We start from the raw sequence: 21598 nt of genomic DNA on the forward strand, positions 1-21598 counted from the left end.
AGGCAGGCCCTCCAGGCCCAAAAATAGGTTCGTTGATCGTAGTTACCTCGGCCGCGGGCGTCTCTCGACCCGCTCCGTCGTGACGACCTCGGATGGCGGGGGTTCCTCCCGCTTCATGGCCTCCGCCTCCTCCCTGCTCGGGGGTGTCATGGCCCCGGCCGACTGGATCAGGCTGAAGTCCGCTGCCTCGGGCCAGTTGTCTTCATCGAAGCCTGGTTCGTCGTCCAGCCGCCGCTTGTCGATGTTCACGACGAAGTCGTCGTCCCCGGGCCGGTAGATCACGGCTTCGGGCGGGATGGCAAATCTCTTTGCCGCCATACCAAGTACGCCGCCGTACCTGAGCACCAGGTACTGCACCCGGCCTTCGGGGAACCCGATCCGCATATCCGAGATCTCGCCAAGATCGTCTCCCTGCGGGTTGATCACGTTCTTGTCCAGGATATCGTCGGCCGACATGAACCACTGTTCTGCGGCCGTCCGTGTCCTGCGTTCCAGGATAACCTCTGATCGCTCCTGCATCTTCTCCATCTCCATCGCTCCCACATCAGGGAGGCGCACCCCCTGAAGTGGGGCGTGCACTGAGTGCCGGGCCTCCATAAAATGATTACGCCTGCAGGCACAGGATCCGCCGGGCCGGTCTGCCCTTCCTGCCGGAAGGGATGGTGAAAAAATGGGCGGTTTTGGCAATATTTGTCATATTTTTTACTCTTTATCGAAATGCGTCCATTTATTTGCCCTGGAAAAAATAGATTTGTTTATATACTGCGTGCGTCAATCCCCTCTTCATGGGGTCTACCATCAGACTGAATCTCACCACGATTCTCGAGGCAACGGGCGAGTTGCAGCGCTTCCTTGACCTGGGCGCTGCCAGCCTGCAGGCGAAAGGGGCGTTATCCGAAGAAGCCTCCGAGGCCCTGATCTTTGGACTGGCCGACGAGCTTGAGGATCACCTGCGGGCGATGCGTGACAGGCAGGGGTCTGCCGGCATCAGCGATCTTAAAGCCTGGACCCGGGCCTGGATCGACGAGCGGCAGGGAGCACTCGCAGAAGGTTTTCGACCGCAGAGGGACCGGGGATAGGTGTCACCCTCCCGGGGCGGACGATACCCGGCGATCGGCGGGCGGGCCGGCCCGGGTCTCCGGGTGACCTTATCATTTATTACCACCTGTATCACAATGCGCCCCCGATGCCTCACTTCGACCTCTTCTTCAAGACCGAGGAACTGCGGCGGAGGCTTGAGCCACACCTCCGGCTCATCCCGCCGTATTTTCAGTTCACAGTCCGGACCGGGACGCCGGAGGTCCGTTACTTCGACCAGAAGGACCCGATGTGGAAGGGCTTCCCCTTCCCGGTCCCTGATAAAACCGTCTACGTCTTTGACGACGCGATCCCCGCGCGGGCCCTCGGGGGCGGGATGCAGAACCGGGCGAGTATCAGGGTCACACCGGAGGACAGGGATGATGAGGCGATCATCCTTCGCATCTGGCACGAGATCCTGCACGCGATCGGGCAGCCGGCCGATGATATGGTCAAGCGGGCGGGCGAGTGGCAGAGCCTCTCCGACCGGCTTATGTGGGCGGCCTGGCAGTCGCTCTCCCGGCCGCTCGATGTGCCGCTCTGGCACCGGAAGTTCTACTCCTGGCTGACGGACCGGGCAGCCGCCGGGACAGGGGGGAGGTAGAGCCGCGGGCAGGCTCCCGGCGCCCCCTTAACGGCCGTGGCGTGGCTTCTTAGGCTATCGGGTCTCTGCCTGCCGGCAAATTTATCGGAGGGCAAAGGCAATCTGATAGAATGAGATCTCTCGCGATTTTATTCACTCTCATGCTTGCTCTCGGCCTGTCTTTGATCTCGGCCGGTTGCATGCAGAACGAGTCCGGTGCAGCTGACCTGACACTGAACAATACTGTACCCCAGGCACAGTACACCTCGAACGAGACGCTCGTCGCCTTCGTCGAGAGCGCGGCTGCTTATGTAAGAGAGAACGGGAAAGAGAAGGCTCTCGCTGAATTCAGCGACCCGAACGGCTCGTTCATCCAGGGCGAGCTCTACATCTACGCGTATGACTTCAACGGCACCACCCTCGCCCACCCGGTCAACCCGGAGAAGGTCGGCGTCAACCGCCTGAATGAGACCGAGGGGAATGTGGGCGCGTTCCTCCGGAAGATGAACGATGCGATCCGGAGCGGGGAGAGTTTCCACCGGATTGCCTACATCAACCCCGCACATAATGGAGCGGTTGAATCAAAACTCACGTATGCCGTGCAGATGGACGAGAACTGGTGGCTGGGGTCCGGGATCTACACAGGCCCTGCCGATCTGCCTGCGGCAGCAAACCCGACGGTCCGGGCCGATTACCCCACGATGGTCGGTGTCTGGAGAGCGGACGACGGGGCCGTGTACTCCCTGAACGATACGATCGAGGAGATGCCCGCCGGAGAGAACACATGGGTGGTCAACGCGCAGAACGACCGGGTCATCAGCGGGTTCAAGGTCTTCTCCCTGCCGGACGGAACGGTGGAGAACCAGACGTTTGTAGGGATATTCAACCCGGACAAAGAGACCATATCGTTCATCGACCAGCCGGGAGGATGGGCGACGGGATCCCTGGCCGATCAGGACACCCTCTTCATTGCCTGGACGAATCCGGGCGGTGATGCGGCAACGATGGCAGGAACTCTGACCCTCCACCGGGACAATACCGCATAATACTCTCTCTTTTTCTCAGATATGATCTAAGGGCCGGGACCCTCGAAGTCTCCCGGAGGATACACCGCCGGGTCTTCCCGCGTGGTCCCTATCGGGACGGCGGGCACCCAATTCTTCGTCAGGGCTCTCCGGGAGATTGAACCGGATTCCCAATTCTCTGCAGGCGGTCTTCTCCTGCTCCGTTACGGTGTCGGACGTAATGCCATAACCGGCCTCTAAATCCCCATAATTGTTCATTTAACCGGATTTTTCCGGGCATTCTCCACAATCCGCGGCGATGCATTCCGAAATCCTCAAAACACCAGAGGAAAACTTATACTGGTTTCTGGATGACCCTTGAACTCCTGATTATCCTGCTGTACCTCGCAGCGATGCTTGCCATCGGTTTCATCGTCCAGCGCCGTGGCGGCGTCGAGACGTCGAAGGGGTACCTGGTCGCCAATAAAAATGTCGGTCCCCTCCTCATCGGGGGGACGCTCTTTGCCACGTTCTGGGGCGGCGGCACCCTGCTCGGGGGTGCCGGGGCGGCCTACGGCGGCCACATGCTCGCCACCATCGCGGACCCGTGGGCCTCAGGCGTCACGCTTCTTCTGATGGCGATCTTCTTCGTGACGATTCTGCGGAAGATGAAGATCGCGTCCCTCGGTGAGATGTACTACCTGCGGTACGGGACGCGGGGCGCGCTCATCGCCTCGCTCCTCTCCCTCCCCACGCTCCTCTTCTGGACCTCGGTGCAGATCCTCGCCATCGGCAAGATCCTCAACGTCCTGGTCGGCCTTCCCGGCGTCGAGAGCGCCGTCCTCGCGGGGCTGATCGTGATAGTCTACACCTACCTCGGCGGGATGCTCGCCGTCATCATCACCGATAACATCCAGATGGTTCTGATCCTCCTCGGCCTTGCGTTCCTCATACCGACGGGCATCGCGTTCGTCGGCGGTTTCGAGGTCATCGCCGCGAACACCCCCACAGACTTCTGGTCGATCCTCCCAAGCGACGCCTCCCCGAGCGGTATCGGGTGGACCCTCACCGGCATTATGGCCTGGTTCGCCGCATGGTGCGGTATGGGGCTTGGCAGTCTCGCGTCGCTCGATATCTCGCAGCGGGTCTTCTGCGCACGCGACGACCGGGCCGCGAAGCAGGGGCTCTGCCTTGGCGCGGGGCTCTACTGGGTCGCCGGCCTCGGGCCCATCTTTCTCGGCCTGCTCGGGATCGTGATGGTCAACACCGGCATGATCGACGGCGCCATCCTGGCCGAGGACCCCGAGCTGATCGTGCCCTTCCTGGCAAAGACCCTGCTCTCCCCCTGGATGATGGCCATCTTCGTAGGCTCCCTGATGGCGGCGATCATGTCCACGGCGAGTTCCGCGATCTTCGCGTCGGCCGCCGTGATCTCGACCACCATCGTTCACGGCGCGGTCTCCGATCACGCCAGGGACGACAGAACGGTGCTGCGGTTCACCCGCGCTCTCGTCGTCGTCATCGGGCTCTTCAGCATCGGGATCAGTTTCGTTGCCCCCGGCCTCTACGACCTGATGATCTTCGGGTTCACCCTGCTCTTCGCCTGCCTCTTCTGGGCGCTCGTCTGCGGCCTCTTCTGGAAGCGGGCGAACGCACCCGGCGCCATCGCCTCGATGGTGGGCGGCCTCATCACGACGGTGGCGGGCGCCGTCGTCCTCTCGGTGCAGCAGGGGACGCCGACCCTCGTCCCGCCGGACAACGAGTGGACGGTCTTCTTCACCTTCGCCCCGACGGTCGTTGCCGGGATCATGATGTACGCCGTCTCGATGCTGACGCAGAAGACGCATCCCCCCGTCCCGCTCAAGGATACGGACGGGGTTATCCTCAAGTGGCCGGACCTCGAGGCGGCAACCGGCGGGGCGGTGACGGGGAAGGGGTATCCTGTGGCCCGGGCGGCGGCAGGCGACGAAGAGTGAGGATGTTCCCTCGCCCCCATGACGGCGGCGATCGGGTTGCCGCGAACTTTGACGACCGGGGATGGTTCGGGCTCACAATCTGGAGTACTCCCGCCGCACCTGCATTTTTATGAATGCCCTCGGAGAAATTATGATCAATGAGACTGCCGCACGAAAGCCGGTCCGGGAAGGGTAGCGAGGCTGGAGCGCCGGCGATCTCGCCGGACGAGTTCTCGCAGAGACTTGCATCCACCCGGATTGAGGCGGAGAGGATCATCGCCGCGGCAGAAAATGACCTGGCCACTCTTGCCGGGATGAAGTGGAGCCTTGAGTACACCTCGCCCATCCTCGGAGCGGTGCTCCTGATCAACCTGGGGCTTTCTATCGCATACACAGGTGAGTATCTCCTCTACTGGATTATGGCGTCCTTCATATTCCTGATGATAAACCCCTTCCTCCTTCTGCTCCCGACCAATACGGGGGATCTGAAGTCTTACATCAGGTATTTCAACGATCTTGGGAATCGCGAGAGGACGAGTCTTGAGGAGATCATCTCGTGGGAGAGTCTCGAAAAGGGCGCCGCCATCCCTGCCGAGGCGATAGAGACGGCTAGAAGGCTCACGCAACAGAGGGACTCCCTCTACGAACTCGGCTGGAACCTCTTCTTCATCAACTGCCAGCCGCTCGCCCCGGGTTTTCTCGTGCTCTTTACCCTCTCCTCGATCTTCGCACTTGCAGGCTGGCTCGTGAACGGTGAGTTTGCACCGCACTCCGCCGTGATCGTCGTCATCCAGTCCGCCGCAATCATCGTCTTCTATGTCGCTATCGTGTATGTGCAGCCGTACTCGCGGGGCTTTTTTGCGGGGGTACTCGGCATGCAGTCCCGCATCAAAGAGCAGTATAATGAGGCCTGGACCAGGGGGCTGAAGTATGCGCTCACCGCCGCCGTCGTGACGACCGTTGCCGGCATCATCACCATCGCGGCGATCGTCCTCCCCGGGGTGACCTACAAGAGTTTCATCTCCGCCGAGGCCGATATCGAGCTCGGGGCCGGCATGTTCGCCCTTATCTTCCTCGCGCAGATGATCGTCGTGCGGCACCTGCAGGGAGGTTACAGCCGCACGCTCGTCGAATCCCTCCTCTCATCCAGGATCGAGACGATCCACGAGGAGGTGCTCCCGGCCGTCGGAAACCTCGTCGCGGCGTCGCTGGGCGGCACCGTGACGGCGCAGATGGCACAGGATCTCGAGAGAATAACCCTTGACCTCACCCGGTACCGGGCGCTCAAGATCGACTACGCGTCGCTCTTCGGCTACTTCCCCGTCTGTATGGTGACGCCGGACGTCGGTGTCATCATGCGTGTCGCCGGGACGGCGGACGACGGCCGAAAAAGATCCCCGGCCGACAGGATGGCAGCGTAGGTTCCCGGCAACTCCCGGGTAGGTCCGACCGATCTTCATCAAGCGATGCCGTTTCATGCTTGAACGATATCCGCCTGCCCCCGTGCCTGCAGGCATCGCGCACCGCCCCTTATTCCCTGAACCGCCGCACGAAACGGGATGGAAACGCGAATCACAACTCTTATTCCCCGGGAAAAAAACATTCTCTCCTTATGAGACGCGTTCTTCTGACCCTTCTCCTGATTGCCTGTCTCACCTGCGCCGGGTGTTTCGCCCCGGATGATACAGCGATCCCTGATCCCGTACCGCAACCGCCCGATAGCGAGTTCGCCCTCAACGAGTCCGTCCATCCGGGCGACGACTTCTATGCCTACGTCAACGATGCATGGATAGCGGAACACCCCATCCCGGCCGATAAGCCGTATTACACGACATTCACCGGGATGCGCGATCAGGTGGATAACGACCTCCGTACTCTCCTTGAGGATGCGGCGGCCGCACCGGAGAGCGCCGATCGGAACGTCACCCTCCCTGGAAGATTCTACCGGTCGGGCATGGATACCGGGGCGATCGACCGGGAGGGACTCGACGGGCTCTCAGACCTCCTCGCCATGATCGACGCAATCGACTCCCGGAGCGATCTGACCGGGACCACGGTCGTTCTCCTGAAAGAGGGGTTCGATCCGGTCTACTATTACTGGGCCGGGGCCAATCCCGAGAACAGCACCGTGATGGTTGCGGCCCTCTACCAGGGCGGGCTCGGCCTGCCGGACCGGGACTATTACTTCCGCGACGATACGAAAAGCCTTGAGATCCAGGAGGCCTACCGGGATCACATAGCCCGGGTGCTGGTGCTCGCCGGAACCTCCTCAGAACAGGCCGCCGCCGACGCAGAGACCATTTACGCACTGGAAGAGGCCCTCGCTGCGGCCCACCTCACCTCTGAGGAGAACCGCGACCTGCAGATGACCACGAACATCTACACCCTCGCCGAACTCGAGGAGCGGTACCCCGCCATCGGGTGGGAGACCCTTGCCGCCATCCCGGGCTCCGGCCCGGTCGATACGGTGCACATCTATCAGCCGGGCTACGTGGAGAGGCTTAACTCCCTGCTCGCGACCGCGCCGCTTGATGACTGGAAGGTTTACCTGCGCTACCGGCTGATCGACCGGGCATCTCCCTATCTCTCTTCATCCTTCGAGGAGGAGCACTTCGCCTTCTACCAGACGGCGCTCTACGGTGTTCCCGAGATGAAGCCCCGGTGGCAGCGTATCGTAGCGGCGGAGAATGAGTTCCTCGGCGATCTGGTGGGGCAGGCGTATGTCGCCCGGTACGTCGATCCCCGGACCCGCGATATGGTGTCGGGGATGTTTTCTGCCATCCGCGAGACGTTTGATACGCGGATAGCAGACCTCACCTGGATGAGCGAGCCGACAAAAGCCGCGGCTCGCGAGAAACTTGCCGCCATGGGGGAGAAGATCGCGTATCCCGACCGATGGACGGACTACTCGGGACTGAACCTCTCGGATTCGTACATGGGGAACGTCCGTGCCGCCAGAGCCCACACCTTCATCCACGGGCCGGAAGGGCTTGAGAAGATCGGCGGGCCGGTCGACCGGAGTATCTGGTTCATCCCCCCGCAGACGGTGAACGCCTACTACGACCCGACCAGAAATGAGATGGTCTTCCCCGCAGGCATCCTCCAGCCGCCGTTCTTCGACCCGGATAGAGACCCCGCCTTCAACTACGCGGCACTCGGCTGGGTGATCGGGCACGAGATGACGCACGGTTTCGACGACCAGGGGAGGCAGTACGACAAAGATGGGAACCTGAGGGACTGGTGGACGGAGGAGGACGCCGCGAACTTCAACAACAGGACGGTCCTGCTCGTAGCCGAGTATGACGCGTTCGAGGTCCTCCCCGGCCTTTACGTCAACGGCAACCTCACCCTCGGGGAGAACATCGCCGACTTCGGGGGCCTGACCATAGCCTACCACGCCTGGAAGAAGGTGGAGAACGGGTCGGCCGACCCCGCCGCGGACCGGCGGTTCTTCCTCGCGGCCCCGCACCTCTGGAGGGCGAACGACCGGGAGGACTTGCTTCGGAACCAGGTGCTGATCGATCCGCATTCACCGGCGAAGTTCCGGGTGAACGGCGTTCTCTTCAACATCCCGGAGTTCTACGAGGCCTTCCCGGAGATCGGGCCCGGCGATGCTCTCTATCGCGAGGTCGAGGAGAGGCCGGTTATCTGGTGAGGGGATTCGGTCAGGCCGGAGAGCGCTGCCGGCCTCGAATTACAATTTTTAATATAAGCGATCGGACCCCGGTGAACCTGGACCGCCCCTGCTCGCGAGAATAGGTCACTTCTGATAACCTTTAACCTCGAGAACCGGACCTGTCAGTCGGTCTTCTGCAAACCTCTTCGCCTCGTCGGGGGTGAACGCGTACTCCGGCTCATATCGGCTCCCTCTCGGGCGAAGACGCATTCCGATCCGGCAAAAGAGGCGTTGCCCCTCGGCTGTCGGTAATGCAACAATCCCCTGACCCTTACCGGCAGCAATCTTTGCTACTTCCTGCATCAGCCGCTTCCCGTAACCCCGGTGATCCTGTATGACCCCTATGCGGGAGACGTAGATGTTCTTCTCGTCGCCGTAGCGTGTGCAGAACGATAGCGCTCCAAGTAGTTGTTCTTCGGGGGATTCGAGGATTAACAGGTCCTCGTCAAAGTCCGCGATCCCGTCCCATGCATACCTGGCTCCGCTGTTTGAATGGATTATGTCCGCCCATTCTCGCCGGGCTCGTTCCAATACTGCTTCTCTCTCCTGGTTCCTCCCAGGGATGAGCGTAACCGTCAGGTCGTCCATATTCTCTGATAAAGAGTATTCTCCGGTCTTCCTTTTTAAAACCAGACGATGACGCCCACCAGGTGGAGAATAAATCCGCGATTGTGGCTCTATTCCAGAATTCCTAATGCTGGCCGGTCCGGATGGGTTTGTAGTCGGAACGCCGGGGGCGAGCGGATAACGGGGCCGGAGCGGGAGCAGGCTCCGGGGGAGAACAGGGCTATCGCCTTCTTCAGAGCCCCCCGGCCCCTACCGGCGAACACGGTATCCGGCTGCCGTGAGGATATTGATGACGGCATCATCCCATTCCCTGCCGGAGAGCCCTTTTAACGTCGGCTGCACCCCCTCCCAGAGCCGGCCGAGTTCGTCGTCGTCCGGGAGGAACGTTGTCTGGTACATCACGCGTCCGGCCCTTTTGCCCTGGGCATCGAGGATGACCAGGCGCCAGCAGCAGTAGTCGCGGCAGAGGTCGGGGCGTGTCAGGTGGACGGTGCACCATCCCTTTTCCGTCTTCCCATCGAATCTCAGAAAGGGGCATGCCTCCGGCAGCTCCTTGATGCTGCTCCTGTCCTCGAAGAACACGATCTTGTCCGGGTCGACCTGCACTTCCTTCGTCTCCCCGGTATAGGCGTTGTGCACGACGAAGGTGTGGTTGCCGCGCTCTTCGATCGTCGCGTAGACGTTTCGCATGTGGCTGCAGCAGCTGCCGCACTGGCAGCACTTACACGCCGTGGCGACCGCCTCCCCGAATGCCGGGCGGTTGGTGTACTGGTATGCTCATTACCCGGTAGTACTCATCGCAACGATGAAATACCTGCCGGGAACTCCCATCCCGGTCACTCCGCGACCTTTTTCAGCGTGAACCGGAACGCAGCGCCCTTCTCGGGGTGGCCGGCCACCCGGTCCTCGGCCCAGACCCTGCCGCCGTAGCGCTCGACGAGGATCTGCACGAGGTAGAGGCCGAGCCCCTCGCCGACGCCCCGCTTCTTCTTCTCGTACCGGCGGAATATCTCGTTCTTCTCAGTGTCCGGCACACCCGGGCCCGTATCCTCGACCGTCACCAGCACCTCGCCGTTCTGTTTCTCGACCCTGACGGTGATCTCGACATCGGGACCACCGAACTTGACGGCATTGCCGATGAGGTTGTTGAAGATCACCGGGAGGAGGTCGTCCGCCCGGACCCGGTAGTGAGCCCCGGTATAGTGGATGGCCCTGCCCGGGAAGTTCTCGATCACCCTGCTGACTGCCATATCGAGATCCATCGGTTTGAGTTCGCGAGATGCCTGATGGATCCGGCGGATGGTGGAGACGGTGCCCAGGATCTCGATACTCTTCTGGATGCTTCGCTGGAGGTTTTCTGCGTATCTGCCGGCCTCGCCATCCAGCATATCGACGAGCAGTTCGGCGTAGAGGTTCGAGACGTTCTCGGTGTTCCTGATGTCGTGCGTGAGGATGTCAAGGTAAAGGTTAGCCTCCCGGTTGGATACCTCCAGTTCGTTCTGGAGCCGGAGAAGGTCTTCAGTCCGGCGCTGGAGGCCCTCCTCTGCACGTTTGCGCTCGGTGATATCCTGCGCGAACTCGATGAGACCGGTAAGTTCTCCTGATTCGTCGGTGACGGGATACCCCCGGAGGAAGAAGACCCTCCCGTCGGGTGTGGTGATCTCGGCCTCCCGGGGCTGCCTGGTCTCCCGGGCAAGGACAACCGGGCATATGTCGCAGACACCTGTACGGTTGTGCCATATCTCGTAGCATTGATGCCCGACCAGGTCCGCCGGTTCCCTGCCGATGAATGCGGCGGCGGCGCGGTTGACCCAGAGCACCTTGAGGTCCGTGCCGTAGTAGGCGAACATCTCAACAGTCGAGTCGAGAATAAGGGCTTTCTCCCGTTCTGCCCGCCGCAGGGCATCCTCGGTCCGCTTTCGCTCCGTGATGTCCCAGGCGTTTACGACAAAGCCCCTGATATGGGGGTCGCCTATGAGGTTGGTCACGATCGCCTCGATCATGTGCATTCCGCGCGGACCCCTGAAGCGGACCTCGAACTGCATGCTCTCTCCCGGCCTCCGCGCCAGTGCCGATACCATCTCTTTGACCTGCGGCAGATCTTCAGGCTGGATCATATCGTACGCATGCCGCCCGACCAGTCTCTCGGACGGAAAACCGTCTATCTGCTCGATAGACGGGCTCGCAAACCGGATCGTTAATTCCTCGTCGATGATGAGGATGAACTCGGAACCTTTCTCGATGAGGGTCCGGAACGTCTTCTCGCTCTCCCGCAGTTCGGTCTCCGCCCGGTGCCGCTGGAGGGCAATCGAGGCAAGGTTCCGGAAGACCTCGACGGCCCGGAAGTTGACCTCCCCGCCCTCAAGCCGGGTGAGGATCACGGCCGTCCCGAAGACCTCGCCTTTCCAGGCGAACGGGATGCAGTACATCGGTCCGAATCCGGCAATGGCCTCGAACTTACGGCAGACCTCATGGGAGATCTGGCCGAGGGCGATCTCCTGCAGCCCCCCCTTCACCTCCTCGATCTCGCCGCTGAGCATGATCTCCCGGATGTGCGGGGGGAGTCCGACCGAGATCCCGGTGAGCCCCTCCCCGAAGACCTCGATGATATCCGGCAGGAACGGCTCGATGCCGAAGAACGCCCGCGGGCTCAGGGTGCCTGCCTGGATGTCGGCGGCGCTCACGATGACGACGGAACCGGGCGCGAGTTCATGGAGGTAGGCGCCGATTGCAGAGAAGACGTCGGCTTCGGGCGGCATTGCGGCGAGTTGTGTCGCCGCCCGGGCGAGGAAGGCCAGATCGGCTGATCTCCGCCGCACCTCTCCTTCGGCGGCTTCCCGGCGGGTGACGTCGCGGAAGCGGACGATCCAGTCGCCGGTCTCCTCAACCCGCCGGGAGGAGACGGCGTACCACCGTTCCCCGGCCCGGACCGTGACTTCGCCGGACCCGGTGTGGGTGCAAAGCAGCGCGAGGACCCGCTCCCTCTGGTCGGCGTCCGGGAGGATCCGGTCGGCGACGATGCGGACCGCATCCGCACCGCGGGCGTCGCCGGCTGAGATCCCGGCGAGGCGCTCCATGGACGGGGTGATGGCCCGGACGTTCATGCCGGAATCGGCGAGGATGACGGCATCCCCCATGGCTTCCAGTATCTGCAGTATCTCGGGTCGTACCTCCATATCCGGCTCAGTGGTCTGCATGCGGCCCGGCCCCGTCCGGCAGGATCGCCATAGGAAGATCCTCGTTGCAGGGCTCTTCACGGGGAGAACGTCCACGGGAAGTATATAATGATCTGTCCTGTCATCCTCAGGATGAGCACCCCGCGGCCGGCCCCTCCGGCGCCACCGTGCATGAGGACGGCGGGTGGCAGGGCTACGGCCCGTGGCATCGGTTCACAATGGGAGATCTCCCCTCACCGGGGAGATGGCCCCGATGCGACCCCGGCGATGAGAGCAGTGAGAGCGCACCCGCAGCAGAGTGGCGGGAACTGCCGCCAATAGGAAGATGTCAGGATATTTTGAAAATGCAGCCCGTTTGGGGATATTTATATGAGGGAATACGATGAATAGAACCAGTCAAAGAAATAGCAGGGTACCTGTATGCCAACAAGCAAGAAACAGATGGAGAAGTTAAACAGAGCGAAGAAGGCCAAGGCAGAAGAACTCGCGCAGCAGGCGGCTGCGGGTAGTCAGGCTGCCAAGAAGAAACTCAAGAAACTCGAGAAGAAGATTAAGTGAGTTGCCCGGGGCTTTCAGCTGTTTTTATTTTCTTTTTCGACCGCCGCTCTGAACTCTTATAACTGGTCCTCAATCGATCCGTTGGCGTCGCGAAGGGTCACGATCCTGCCGCAGCCGCCACAGACGATCGGTTTGTTCGCTTTCAGGTGCTCGACCGTAACCTGAAAGCGGAAAATTGCAGTCCTGGCAGCGCATTGTGAGTCTGGGACGCCTTTTATCAAGCATACCCAGATTTAAGGGCTGCGAGGGGATAGTTTTCGATAGGCGGCTTCTTACCAGTCTAATCGTGTCAAACCGGATTACGATGCACTCTTTCCACCTCTGCCACGGGGATCTTTGTGGATTCTGCGGGTAGTTGTCACCCATAAAGCCAACGGGATCGCACATACCTCGCTCTCATACTTGTTCATCCGTTTTTACGTGTAAATGCGAAGAATCATCGATCACGGCAATCAACGATTGTATTCAGGAGTACTTACTTCATATCGCATTACGGACGACTGAATAAGGCATGGTTACACCGTTCAAACCAACGAGATGGACGCTGCTTTTCCTCCTGCTTGCAGCCATGATGGTTCTCATGGGAGGAGCTGCAGTTGCGCCGGCTCTCCCCTTGATCAGCGAAGCATTTCCCGATGCACCAGAAGCCATGATCTCCATGATCATTACGCTTCCCGCGCTTGCGATAGCCCTCACCGGCTTTTTCATCGGAGAACTCTCGGACAGGATCGGCAAAATACCGGTCCTTGCCGCCTCTGTTGCTCTCTTCTCCATCGCGGGGTGTTCCGGATATTTCCTCACCACCTTACCCGCAATACTGGTCGGGAGGTTCATCCTCGGGATCGGCATTGCCGGGATCATCTGCACGACGTCCGCCCTGATTGTCTGCTATTACGATGGGATCTCCCGCGCCAGGGTGCTCGGGTACCAGGCGGCCGCAATGGGCATGGGAGTGGTGGTCCTCGAGATCAGCGGCGGGTATCTCGCAGGGATATCCTGGCGTGCGGCGTTTCTCATCTACCTGGTCGGTGTCGTCATTCTCGCGGGTGTTCTCCTGACGATGAGGGAACCCGCTCGCGTGAACGTCGAGAAGACGGCGGGAGCACCCGAAGAGACCTTCCCGGCCTCCCTCCTCCTCCCGGGATATGCAACCGTGTTCCTCGGGAATATGCTGTTCTTCCTGGTGCCCACGAAGTTCCCTTACCTGATTGCGAATCTGGATGTAGCACGAATCCTGGGCGAAAACTTCGCGCTTACCGCCGGGATATTCCTGGGAGCCATGGGCTGCGCCTCTTCGCTTGTGGGACTCGTTTACGGGAGAGTCGCCTGGAGGTTCCACCGGTATACCCTGCTCACCCTTGTCTTTGTCTTCTTCGGGACCGGTCTGTGCGGCCTCGGGTTTGCCACGTCGCTTCTCGCCGTCGGGGTCTCCGTGATCCTCGTCGGTCTGGCCCAGGGCATCCTGATGCCGACGATCCTGAGCTGGATCGCCGCGATCACGCCGAAACCGTTCATCGGCAGGGCAAGCGGCGGGTTCTCGGTGGCCATGAACCTCGGCCTGTTCGTCTCCACGCTTGCCATCGTGCCGGTCATCGCCGTTGTCGCGACCTACGGCAACCTCTTTCTGGCGTTCGGGTCTGCGGCGTTTGCGCTTGCCCTGCCGTATGCTCTCGCGATGGTGAAAAGGCAGTTTGCCCCGCGGGAGGTTGCCGTTGACCTGAGGCCCGGGGCGGAGTGAAATCTTTTTTTGCGGTTCCGTAGTTCAGGTTGTGCTGCGAACGGGGTTTGGTTGACCTGGAGAGTGTTGTTATCACCCTCCGCCGGGCATCTCTCTTTGTGATTCTGGAGAGGGCGTCTTGAACCCCTCTCCTGCAAGATAACCGGAGACAATTGGGAGTCCATTTCCCCGGTATGCCGGGTGGCCGGGAACCCTGCTGTGCCGTTGGCAGACTCCGGGAAGGCAGGCCCTGGATGCGAGGAGAATGCCTCGCGGTCGGCCTCTACGAGACCACTGCGGATGGGGTCGGCGGATGTGAGGTCACGGGCCCGGACAGCGCTCCTGACGTTGGCAGCAGTGGCAGCAGATTGCAGCAGAATGGCAGCAGTTGCTGCCAACAAGAGATCGCCCGGAACGAGGAGGATTCTGGGAAAACTGGCTGATATACTGGTAGAGATCTATGTATGTAATTATATGTACAGCAGAATAGGAGAACGGAGAGCACGGGCGATTGGCCTCCCACGGGGAACCGGGGTGCCTGTGTTTCCCGCACTGCTGCACATGAATTGGTGAAGTCTTTGTATCGGGACGGAGATGCCGATCTGAGCCTCAGAAATGCTTTGCTCATTGGCAGCAGTTGCTGCCAACGTGCTGCCAGATGCTGCCAACGTTGGCAGCGGCCGACCGATAGTAAGGAGATGCGGTGGCCTCGTTTACAGTATCTATCAGAATGTATCAAATTGATAGATACTATGATAGGTCTATCGGGCCTGGAACAATGATACCGCCATCTGGCCGGACGACGGCCCGACGAATGACAGCAATGACAGCAGTTTTCAGCAGAATGACAGCAACTGCTGTCAATGAGACGGTGCCAGGAGCGGTGAGGATTCTGAAAATGCTGCTCTACATGGGGTATATACCTGTACAGGTACATATATGTACAGCAGAATAAGAGAACGGAGAGCATAGACGATGAGCGTGCCGGTGACGTCCGGGGTGCCTGTGTTTTCCGTGCTGCTGTCATTCAAACAGGGGAAACTCCGGATTGTGCCCTGAATTAAGAAATCGCATTTATTCATCACTTGTTGAATGACAGCACCTGCTGTCAACGTGCTGTCACTTGCTGTCATCTGCTGTCATTCTCCACGCATGGTCAACCCCGGCGATTGCATAGTCCTCCCGGCGGCCGCCGGTCATGCAACGCTTCAACCACCCTGGCTCATGATCAACTGGTAGTCCTCTTTCGGGTTCTCTCGCATCGCCTGTCCCCTGATATGCCCGGACCACATCTTGTTCGTAATGGGTTGAACTTCACCAGGTGAGTGAAGACCTTGATGGGCCTGAGGCTGATCCGGGGCGGGAAGAGTTCGTTGCCGAGGTTCGCCGGTGCGGTGAAGATCCGGGATGCGTCTTCGTACATCGGTGAGGTGACCTCAGAGGCCCCGGCGATTGCAGGTGGGAGGACCTGTCTGTCAACCCCGCCAGATTAATGGAAGATCATCAGTATACCCATACAGAAAGGAGTTCGATCCAATCACGGCAGAAGGAGAAGCAGGTGCAATCCATCAAATGGCCCGGCGGATGGCGGCCGCGGTGACAAAGGGAGATCTCGGGTTGCTCCTCGCCGAAGAGGTCGGTCGTTACTCGCTTATGGATCTTCAGATCATCGGGGGACGGCTGCACGCGGAGATGATCCGGCTGCCCGACCCCTACCGGAAACAGATCCACCCCTACATCACCGAACAGTTGTTCGGCGCTCACCACCAGCTTCTTGCCATGCACCGGTCGGGCCGGTTCCTGTCCATGACCGAACCGATCACTGATCGTGCAACGTTCGTTGAGTTCTGCCGTATGATCCCCGACGGATGCTTCCGGTGGGATGAATCCACGGAACGGATCCCGTTTCGTTATACACCCCGGCATCGGGTCTTTTACTACCTCATGTCGGCCTTCACGATCTTCGTGCTCGACCGCCCGGGCCACCCGGTGGGGACGCCGTTCCCGGGAGGGTTCCGGGTCGAAGAACGCAACGGGTCGTATTATTGTCTCATCCGCGACCGCGAAAAGGAGGTCCCGTTCTCGATCTGCAACTTCTGCCCTGCCCTGCAGACTGAGGAGGGGTGATCACGGCGATGAAGTCCGCTCACCACCTGAAGGGATCTGAAAGGAAGGCGAAGCCGGCACCCTTTTCTTGATCGGTACAACGATACACGGGTATTTATACAAACAAAGAAGATATAGAACCAGCCAGAGACGTGGCAAGGTACCTGTATGCCGACAAGCAAGAAACAACTGGAGAAACTGAACAGAGTAAAGAAAGCCAAGGCGGAAGAACTCGCGCAACAGGCGGCCGGGGGGAGCGAGGCCGCGAAGAAGAAGCTCAAGAAACTCCAGAAGAAGATCAAGTGAGCCGCCGGAGTGCCCGGGTTTTTTTCTACGACAAATAAGCCTGTGCGCCGCAGGGATGGCGCCGGTCGTGTACGGGATATGGCGCAGGACGACCTTCTGCTGCAGAGCATCCGAGAGCCTGTCGCCGCCATCCGCATGAACACGTCGGGATGCGGCCGGATGGAGAGGAGCAGGCCGGCTATCCGGTGACGGGCTTTAACCACGTTTTTTCCCGCCCCGGGGGGCCATGATACGCGCTGAGATCCTTTCGCTGAGCCGAGCGGAGTCTGCTTCTCTTCATCGCTCTCGCGCCCGACCGAAACATTTAGGATATATTAAATAGGGTCACGGCGATGACATGATATTTATCTTTCAGAAATATCCCGGATTCTACCGCACCATGGAATCTGAAGGATACTAATTGGATAATCCCGGAACAGGCGGGTTTCCAGGAGTGTCGATTAATAATGGCAGACAGTGACAAGGTGAACGATATTTTTGGCAGGGCCGGGGAGATTGCATCCGGCGCTGCTGATAAGGCAACCGTGATGATCGACTCTGCAGCGGCCAGGGTCTCAGCGGGTGTCACGGAGATGCGCGAGGAGTCCAGAGCATCTCCCCGTATAGACGACGGCAACTATGCACGGGACGGCGACGCTCACGCAGCTGCGGAGGCGGGCGATTACGTCCTCTCCGGTGAACTCTGTGTCTCCGACACGGCAGACGATGCAGCGGCGGAGATTGCGGTCAAGCATTCTGCAGGCGAGGTCGTGAAAGGATGCGTGCAGAAGAGGTTCGACGGCTTCAAGAGCGGTTTAGCGAATAGGAAACTCCTGATCACCGCAGGAGTCATGGCCCTGGTCTGGTTTGCCCTGACCATCCTCCCGGCCCTGGGGTTCAACCCGGCGCCGGTACAGTCCCTCTCGTTCCTGACCTTCGCGCGGGGCGGGCTCTCCGGCGGCGTGCCGGGGTTCATCGGCGGCCTCATCGGGAAGGGCCTGATCGCCTACTTCGCGACGCTGCTCATCGTCGGCGGGATCTCCGGCGAGAGCATCGTCGCAAGCATCCGCTCTTTTGCCGCACAGTTCTCCGGGCAACGGTGGGATATCACATCGATCGCCCCTCTTCTCATCGGCGGCGGTTCGGCCCTCTTCGTCTACAACTTCCTCGCGGGAACATCGTCGTTCATGAACTGCATGGTGGGGATCGTGGCGTTCCTCATCGCGGCCCGCGCTCTGGCGAACCGGGCGGGCTGCGTGCGGCAGGTCGTTGCCGCGGTCTTTGCAAAAGAGGGCAGGGCCGACTCAGGACTGGTCACGAAGGTGATGGCGGGATGGGCAGGAGGGTTTGCTCTCGGCGTCGTCCTCTCCATCTTCGGGGGATACACCTGTTACATCGCCGGGTTCCTCCTCCTCGTGGCCGGCGCCGTCCTGATGGTCACCGTGCAGAAGCAGGCGGGAGGTGTCCCGGCATGAGGCCGATGGCGAGACTGCTGCTCGTGCTCCTTGCAGCCTTCTTCCTTACCGGAACCGCGGCTGCAAGCTACTCGCTCACCGATACCAACAACTACGACTACAAACTGGCGAGCAAGTACATCCACAGCATGGAAGACGAGGGGTTCGTCGTCGATATGCCGATCGGCGTCTACAAGAAAGGGACGGACGAACTTCTTGCGACCGAGAACACGCTGTTGATCATCGGCAACCTCGGGAAGGTAGACCCCGAGGCGGAACGGCTTGTCCTGACCGAGATCCCGACGGATGTCTACAGTTACACCTACCAGGGCGACGCAGGCGGCGGCGAGATCAGGCAGATTACGGGAAAAGTCACTGCCGGCCGCTACATCTTCACCGAGTTCGGCCTCACCACGAAGTACAAGACGGTGGGCGAGTATGCCAGTTACTTAAAGACCGTTCTGGAAGAATCGGTCAAGAGTTCCAGTGCTGAGATCGAGTACGTGGATACTACCATAAACGGACACCGCGTCATCGGCGTGCGCGAGTTGACGGACGATCTCAACTGGGCGGCCGGCGGCAACGTCGCGGATAATCACCTGGAGAACACGTTCACCTACTACGTGATCCGCGAGGACTTCTACCCAGCGGGCTCAGGGCTTGCTTACATCAGGATACGGGGCCATGTCGGCCTCGAACATGACAACGGCCGGTCATTGACGTATGATCCGTATCCCTCGGAGAGCCAGGTGGCTACGGCACGCTCCGAGATGAGGAAGGCGTACGAGGATGCGAACAAGGTCGTGGACTCGGTCATCGCCGATGCGGCGAACGCAAAGGGAACGCTCATCGTCGGGAACTATGACGAGGTCTTCGGCGGCTACGGCGGCGGCGCCTTCTCTATAAACACTCCGGGCGGGGGCGCCGGCGAGAGCGATTACGGCATACCGCTCGCGGTCATAACCGGGATCGGTGCCGCAGGAGCCGCGGTTGCGGGCGCTGCAGCGGCGGTCGGCGGCGGAAGGGGCGGCAGCGAGACGGAGCGTACCAGCACCTACCGGATGAGGATCCGCAAGGACTTCGAGGATTACATCGTCTGCGGGAAGAGTCCCGAGACTATATACGCCCAGATGATCGAGATCACCGCGGAGGGCGAGGAGATCGAGCGCGACGACCTCACCGCGACGCTCTCGATAACCTCCGGCGGCGGCCTCCGGGTCGAAGATCCGACGTTCACCGGCGGCTACATGGGAGCGTTTGTCTCAGCGGATGAGCACGAGCAGGCCAAGGAAGGGATCGTCAGGGTGGCCTACACCGGAAAGGGCGGGTCGTTCACGAACAACATCCACTTCCGGATCATCGGCGAGCCGAGGATCCGGTTCCCCGAGCAGGGGAAGGCGATGGACCTGCGGCTGAACGTCCTCTACGGCGATGGGATGACCTACGACGTCGAGGTCGAACTCGTCGACTTCATCGAGCCGCCGAAGGAGGTCACGATCACCCAACTCGACGAGGCGCCGTTCACGAGCTCCCTCGAGCAGATCGACGAGACGCACTACATTGCAAAGATCGTCAACACGAGCCCGCTGCCCGAGAAGGGAGCCCAGGTGACGAGATACGGCGCGAGGGTCATCGCCACCACCGAGGATGACGAGGCCGTCGAGGAGGCGTTCACGGTGATCTTCTACCCCGAGGGCATCAGCGTCACCGACGTCGTCTACGACGACGAGGGGCACGCCCGGTTTGCGGCCTACGACGATCTCGACACGGAAGAGGACGACGTCCAGCCGACCGGCTTCATCGTGAACCTCGCCGTGAGGGTGACCGAGGGCGAGAAGGAAGTGGTGAAACTCCTGGACGGGACGGAGTACACGCCCGTGTTCGGCGAACTCAAGGGAACCGACCCGAGGACGGAGGTCCTCGCATCGAGGTTCAAGTACACCATCGAGAAGAAGCCGGACAACACCAACAAGGCCTACAAGTTCACCCCCGCGCAGCAGATCGGCGAGGATGAGAAGAATCCGTACTTCCTGGAGCTCCCGATCACCTGCGAGTACGGTGACGAGACCTACGAGCTCGATCTCCCCATCCGCCTCATCGGCGACAAACTCGGGGTGCGCAAGGACCGCGAGACCGAACTCGCCCTCTTAAAGAAGAGGATCCAGAAGTTCGGCATCAACCCGGACACCGCCCGGTTCCTGCGGGAGAACGTGCAGAACTTCACTGCCGCCGAGCTCCGCCTGATGAGCAAGAAGATCGTCTACGACTCGATCGTCTACTACACCCAGGAGTCGGCGGACTTCATGGAGACCGCCGATACCATGGACGACTGGATAACCTTCCTCTCCGTCGTGAAGTGGTTCGGCGACCAGGCGTTCTCCTACCTCATGACCATTTACACGGGGCCTGCGGGAGAGGCGATCCTCACCCCCACGAAGGAACTCACGGTCGAGCTGATCGGCGAACTCTCGGCCGACCTCTTCATGGGCAACGGGGTGAACTGGGACGAGATCAAGGTCGGTGTGCACATCTCCGAGATGATCGAGAACTACACCAAGTCGTGCTTCGAGGATATCGGCAAAGCGAATCCGAAGAAACTCGCCCAGGTGATCGCGGGGCTCTGCGTCTTCAACCTGGTGCGCCACTACACCTTCGATCTCGACGAGAACGGGAAACGCAGCCTGTACAACGCGATCATCTCGTCGTTCTCCGACATCTCGCTCGAGTTCTTCTCGAAGAAGTTCGGCGATTTCCTCAAGGGCAAGGTCAACGACCCGAAATCGGGCCTCTCCAAGCTCCTGAACTCGTCGGCGGCCAGGATGCTCGAGGATATGATGCCCGAGGGCAAACTCGCGGTTCCGGGCGTGAACACCCTCACGGAAGACGTAGCGGTAGGCCCCATCCTCCAGAAGTACGTGGAAGGGCTCTTCGGCGTCGGTGCGTCCTACGTGACGGAGGAGTTAGGAACGGCTGCTGCCGAGACCCTCTATGTGAAGGTGACGGTAGACGTGCCCGGCTCGGAGCGGGAGATCGACTGGTATGTCGTCATAAACCCGATGAAGGCGGTCGACAAACTCCTGGAGTACATCTTCACGTCGCTCTACGAGTCGTTCCCGTTCCCGACCGCGGAACTCGGGGAAGCCGCCGAGCGGCGCGACCCGCTCTACATGGATCCGAAGACCAACCAGCGGATCGGATAATTCTCTTTTTTTTTGGCCGGGGTTGAACGTCCGGCGAATCGGCCGGGGACGAAGTTACGTATCGCGTTTGCAGGTGTCGGGCATCGGCGCCGCGAACTATTAACTTCTCCCAGAATTGGTATTCTACGGAGCCCCGGAACAGGGTTGCCGTCGACGTGAAGCCCGAAGCGGAGTGAGATATTTTTTGCGGGGTTCTGTATTTTCAGGTAGTGCTAAAAGCCGGGTCCGGTTGAGTGAGCG

17 protein-coding genes are annotated in these 21598 nt (G+C 60.5%); 12 read left to right on the plus strand and 5 right to left on the minus strand.

The genetic code is table 11. From position 1 onward, the window contains the following. Positions 1 to 42: 42 nt before the first annotated feature. Positions 43 to 579, minus strand: coding sequence for a PRC-barrel domain-containing protein (locus QZ650_RS00825; protein WP_292520244.1), 537 nt, complete (start codon positions 577 to 579; stop codon positions 43 to 45). Between the two features lie 206 nt (positions 580 to 785). On the opposite strand from QZ650_RS00825, the gene QZ650_RS00830 reads away from it, so the two are divergent. From QZ650_RS00830 to QZ650_RS00855, 6 genes are all read left to right on the plus strand, one after another. Next, complete coding sequence (locus QZ650_RS00830) at positions 786 to 1079, plus strand: hypothetical protein (protein ID WP_292520242.1); 294 nt, start codon at positions 786 to 788, stop codon at positions 1077 to 1079. Positions 1080 to 1186: 107 nt separating this feature from the next. Beyond that, positions 1187 to 1681, plus strand: coding sequence for a hypothetical protein (locus QZ650_RS00835; protein ID WP_292520239.1), 495 nt, complete (start codon positions 1187 to 1189; stop codon positions 1679 to 1681). A 179-nt stretch (positions 1682 to 1860) separates the two neighbouring features. Further along, positions 1861 to 2706, plus strand: a complete 846-nt coding sequence (locus QZ650_RS00840; protein ID WP_292520237.1) for a cache domain-containing protein — start codon at positions 1861 to 1863, stop codon at positions 2704 to 2706. Positions 2707 to 3035: 329 nt separating this feature from the next. Further along, the gene (locus QZ650_RS00845) at positions 3036 to 4640 is read left to right on the plus strand and encodes a hypothetical protein (protein ID WP_292520235.1); all 1605 of its coding nucleotides are present in this window, start codon (positions 3036 to 3038) and stop codon (positions 4638 to 4640) included. A gap of 137 nt (positions 4641 to 4777) precedes the next feature. Further along, positions 4778 to 6040 carry a hypothetical protein gene (locus QZ650_RS00850; RefSeq protein ID WP_292520233.1) on the plus strand — a complete coding sequence of 421 codons (1263 nt, stop codon included), beginning with the start codon at positions 4778 to 4780 and terminating at the stop codon, positions 6038 to 6040. A 191-nt stretch (positions 6041 to 6231) separates the two neighbouring features. After that, positions 6232 to 8274, plus strand: a complete 2043-nt coding sequence (locus tag QZ650_RS00855) for a M13 family metallopeptidase (RefSeq protein WP_292520231.1) — start codon at positions 6232 to 6234, stop codon at positions 8272 to 8274. Between the two features lie 105 nt (positions 8275 to 8379). Here the strand turns inward: QZ650_RS00855 and QZ650_RS00860 are convergent, their stop codons facing one another. The 3 genes from QZ650_RS00860 to QZ650_RS00870 all read right to left on the minus strand — a co-directional run bounded on the left by QZ650_RS00860 (position 8380) and on the right by QZ650_RS00870 (position 12038). Beyond that, entirely contained in the window at positions 8380 to 8883 is a 504-nt protein-coding gene (locus QZ650_RS00860) for a GNAT family N-acetyltransferase (RefSeq protein ID WP_292520228.1), read from the minus strand. Positions 8884 to 9111: 228 nt separating this feature from the next. Next, positions 9112 to 9552 carry a YkgJ family cysteine cluster protein gene (locus tag QZ650_RS00865; RefSeq protein ID WP_366829884.1) on the minus strand — a complete coding sequence of 147 codons (441 nt, stop codon included), beginning with the start codon at positions 9550 to 9552 and terminating at the stop codon, positions 9112 to 9114. Positions 9553 to 9698: 146 nt separating this feature from the next. Continuing rightward, positions 9699 to 12038, minus strand: coding sequence for a PAS domain S-box protein (locus QZ650_RS00870; protein WP_292520226.1), 2340 nt, complete (start codon positions 12036 to 12038; stop codon positions 9699 to 9701). Between the two features lie 420 nt (positions 12039 to 12458). On the opposite strand from QZ650_RS00870, the gene QZ650_RS00875 reads away from it, so the two are divergent. Beyond that, complete coding sequence (locus tag QZ650_RS00875; protein ID WP_276832671.1) at positions 12459 to 12596, plus strand: hypothetical protein; 138 nt, start codon at positions 12459 to 12461, stop codon at positions 12594 to 12596. A 511-nt stretch (positions 12597 to 13107) separates the two neighbouring features. Next, on the plus strand, positions 13108 to 14334 hold the full coding sequence (locus tag QZ650_RS00880; RefSeq protein ID WP_292520224.1) for an MFS transporter: 1227 nt from the start codon (positions 13108 to 13110) through the stop codon (positions 14332 to 14334). Between the two features lie 1207 nt (positions 14335 to 15541). Here QZ650_RS00880 and QZ650_RS00885 read toward each other — a convergent pair. Continuing rightward, a complete protein-coding gene (locus tag QZ650_RS00885) occupies positions 15542 to 15736 on the minus strand; it encodes a hypothetical protein (RefSeq protein WP_292520222.1) in 195 nt (64 codons plus the stop codon). A 35-nt stretch (positions 15737 to 15771) separates the two neighbouring features. On the opposite strand from QZ650_RS00885, the gene QZ650_RS00890 reads away from it, so the two are divergent. From QZ650_RS00890 to QZ650_RS00905, 4 genes are all read left to right on the plus strand, one after another. Continuing rightward, on the plus strand, positions 15772 to 16440 hold the full coding sequence (locus QZ650_RS00890; protein WP_366829887.1) for a DUF2115 domain-containing protein: 669 nt from the start codon (positions 15772 to 15774) through the stop codon (positions 16438 to 16440). Between the two features lie 147 nt (positions 16441 to 16587). Continuing rightward, on the plus strand, positions 16588 to 16725 hold the full coding sequence (locus tag QZ650_RS00895; protein WP_261597080.1) for a hypothetical protein: 138 nt from the start codon (positions 16588 to 16590) through the stop codon (positions 16723 to 16725). A 446-nt stretch (positions 16726 to 17171) separates the two neighbouring features. After that, positions 17172 to 18179, plus strand: coding sequence for a hypothetical protein (locus tag QZ650_RS00900; RefSeq protein WP_292520217.1), 1008 nt, complete (start codon positions 17172 to 17174; stop codon positions 18177 to 18179). Continuing rightward, positions 18176 to 21358: a hypothetical protein gene (locus QZ650_RS00905; RefSeq protein WP_292520215.1), complete on the plus strand. Its 3183-nt coding sequence runs from the start codon at positions 18176 to 18178 to the stop codon at positions 21356 to 21358. Before QZ650_RS00900 ends, QZ650_RS00905 begins: the two co-directional genes overlap by 4 nt. Positions 21359 to 21598 lie beyond the last annotated feature (240 nt).

Source organism: Methanoculleus sp. (assembly GCF_020696975.1).
Taxonomy (GTDB): domain Archaea; phylum Halobacteriota; class Methanomicrobia; order Methanomicrobiales; family Methanoculleaceae; genus Methanoculleus.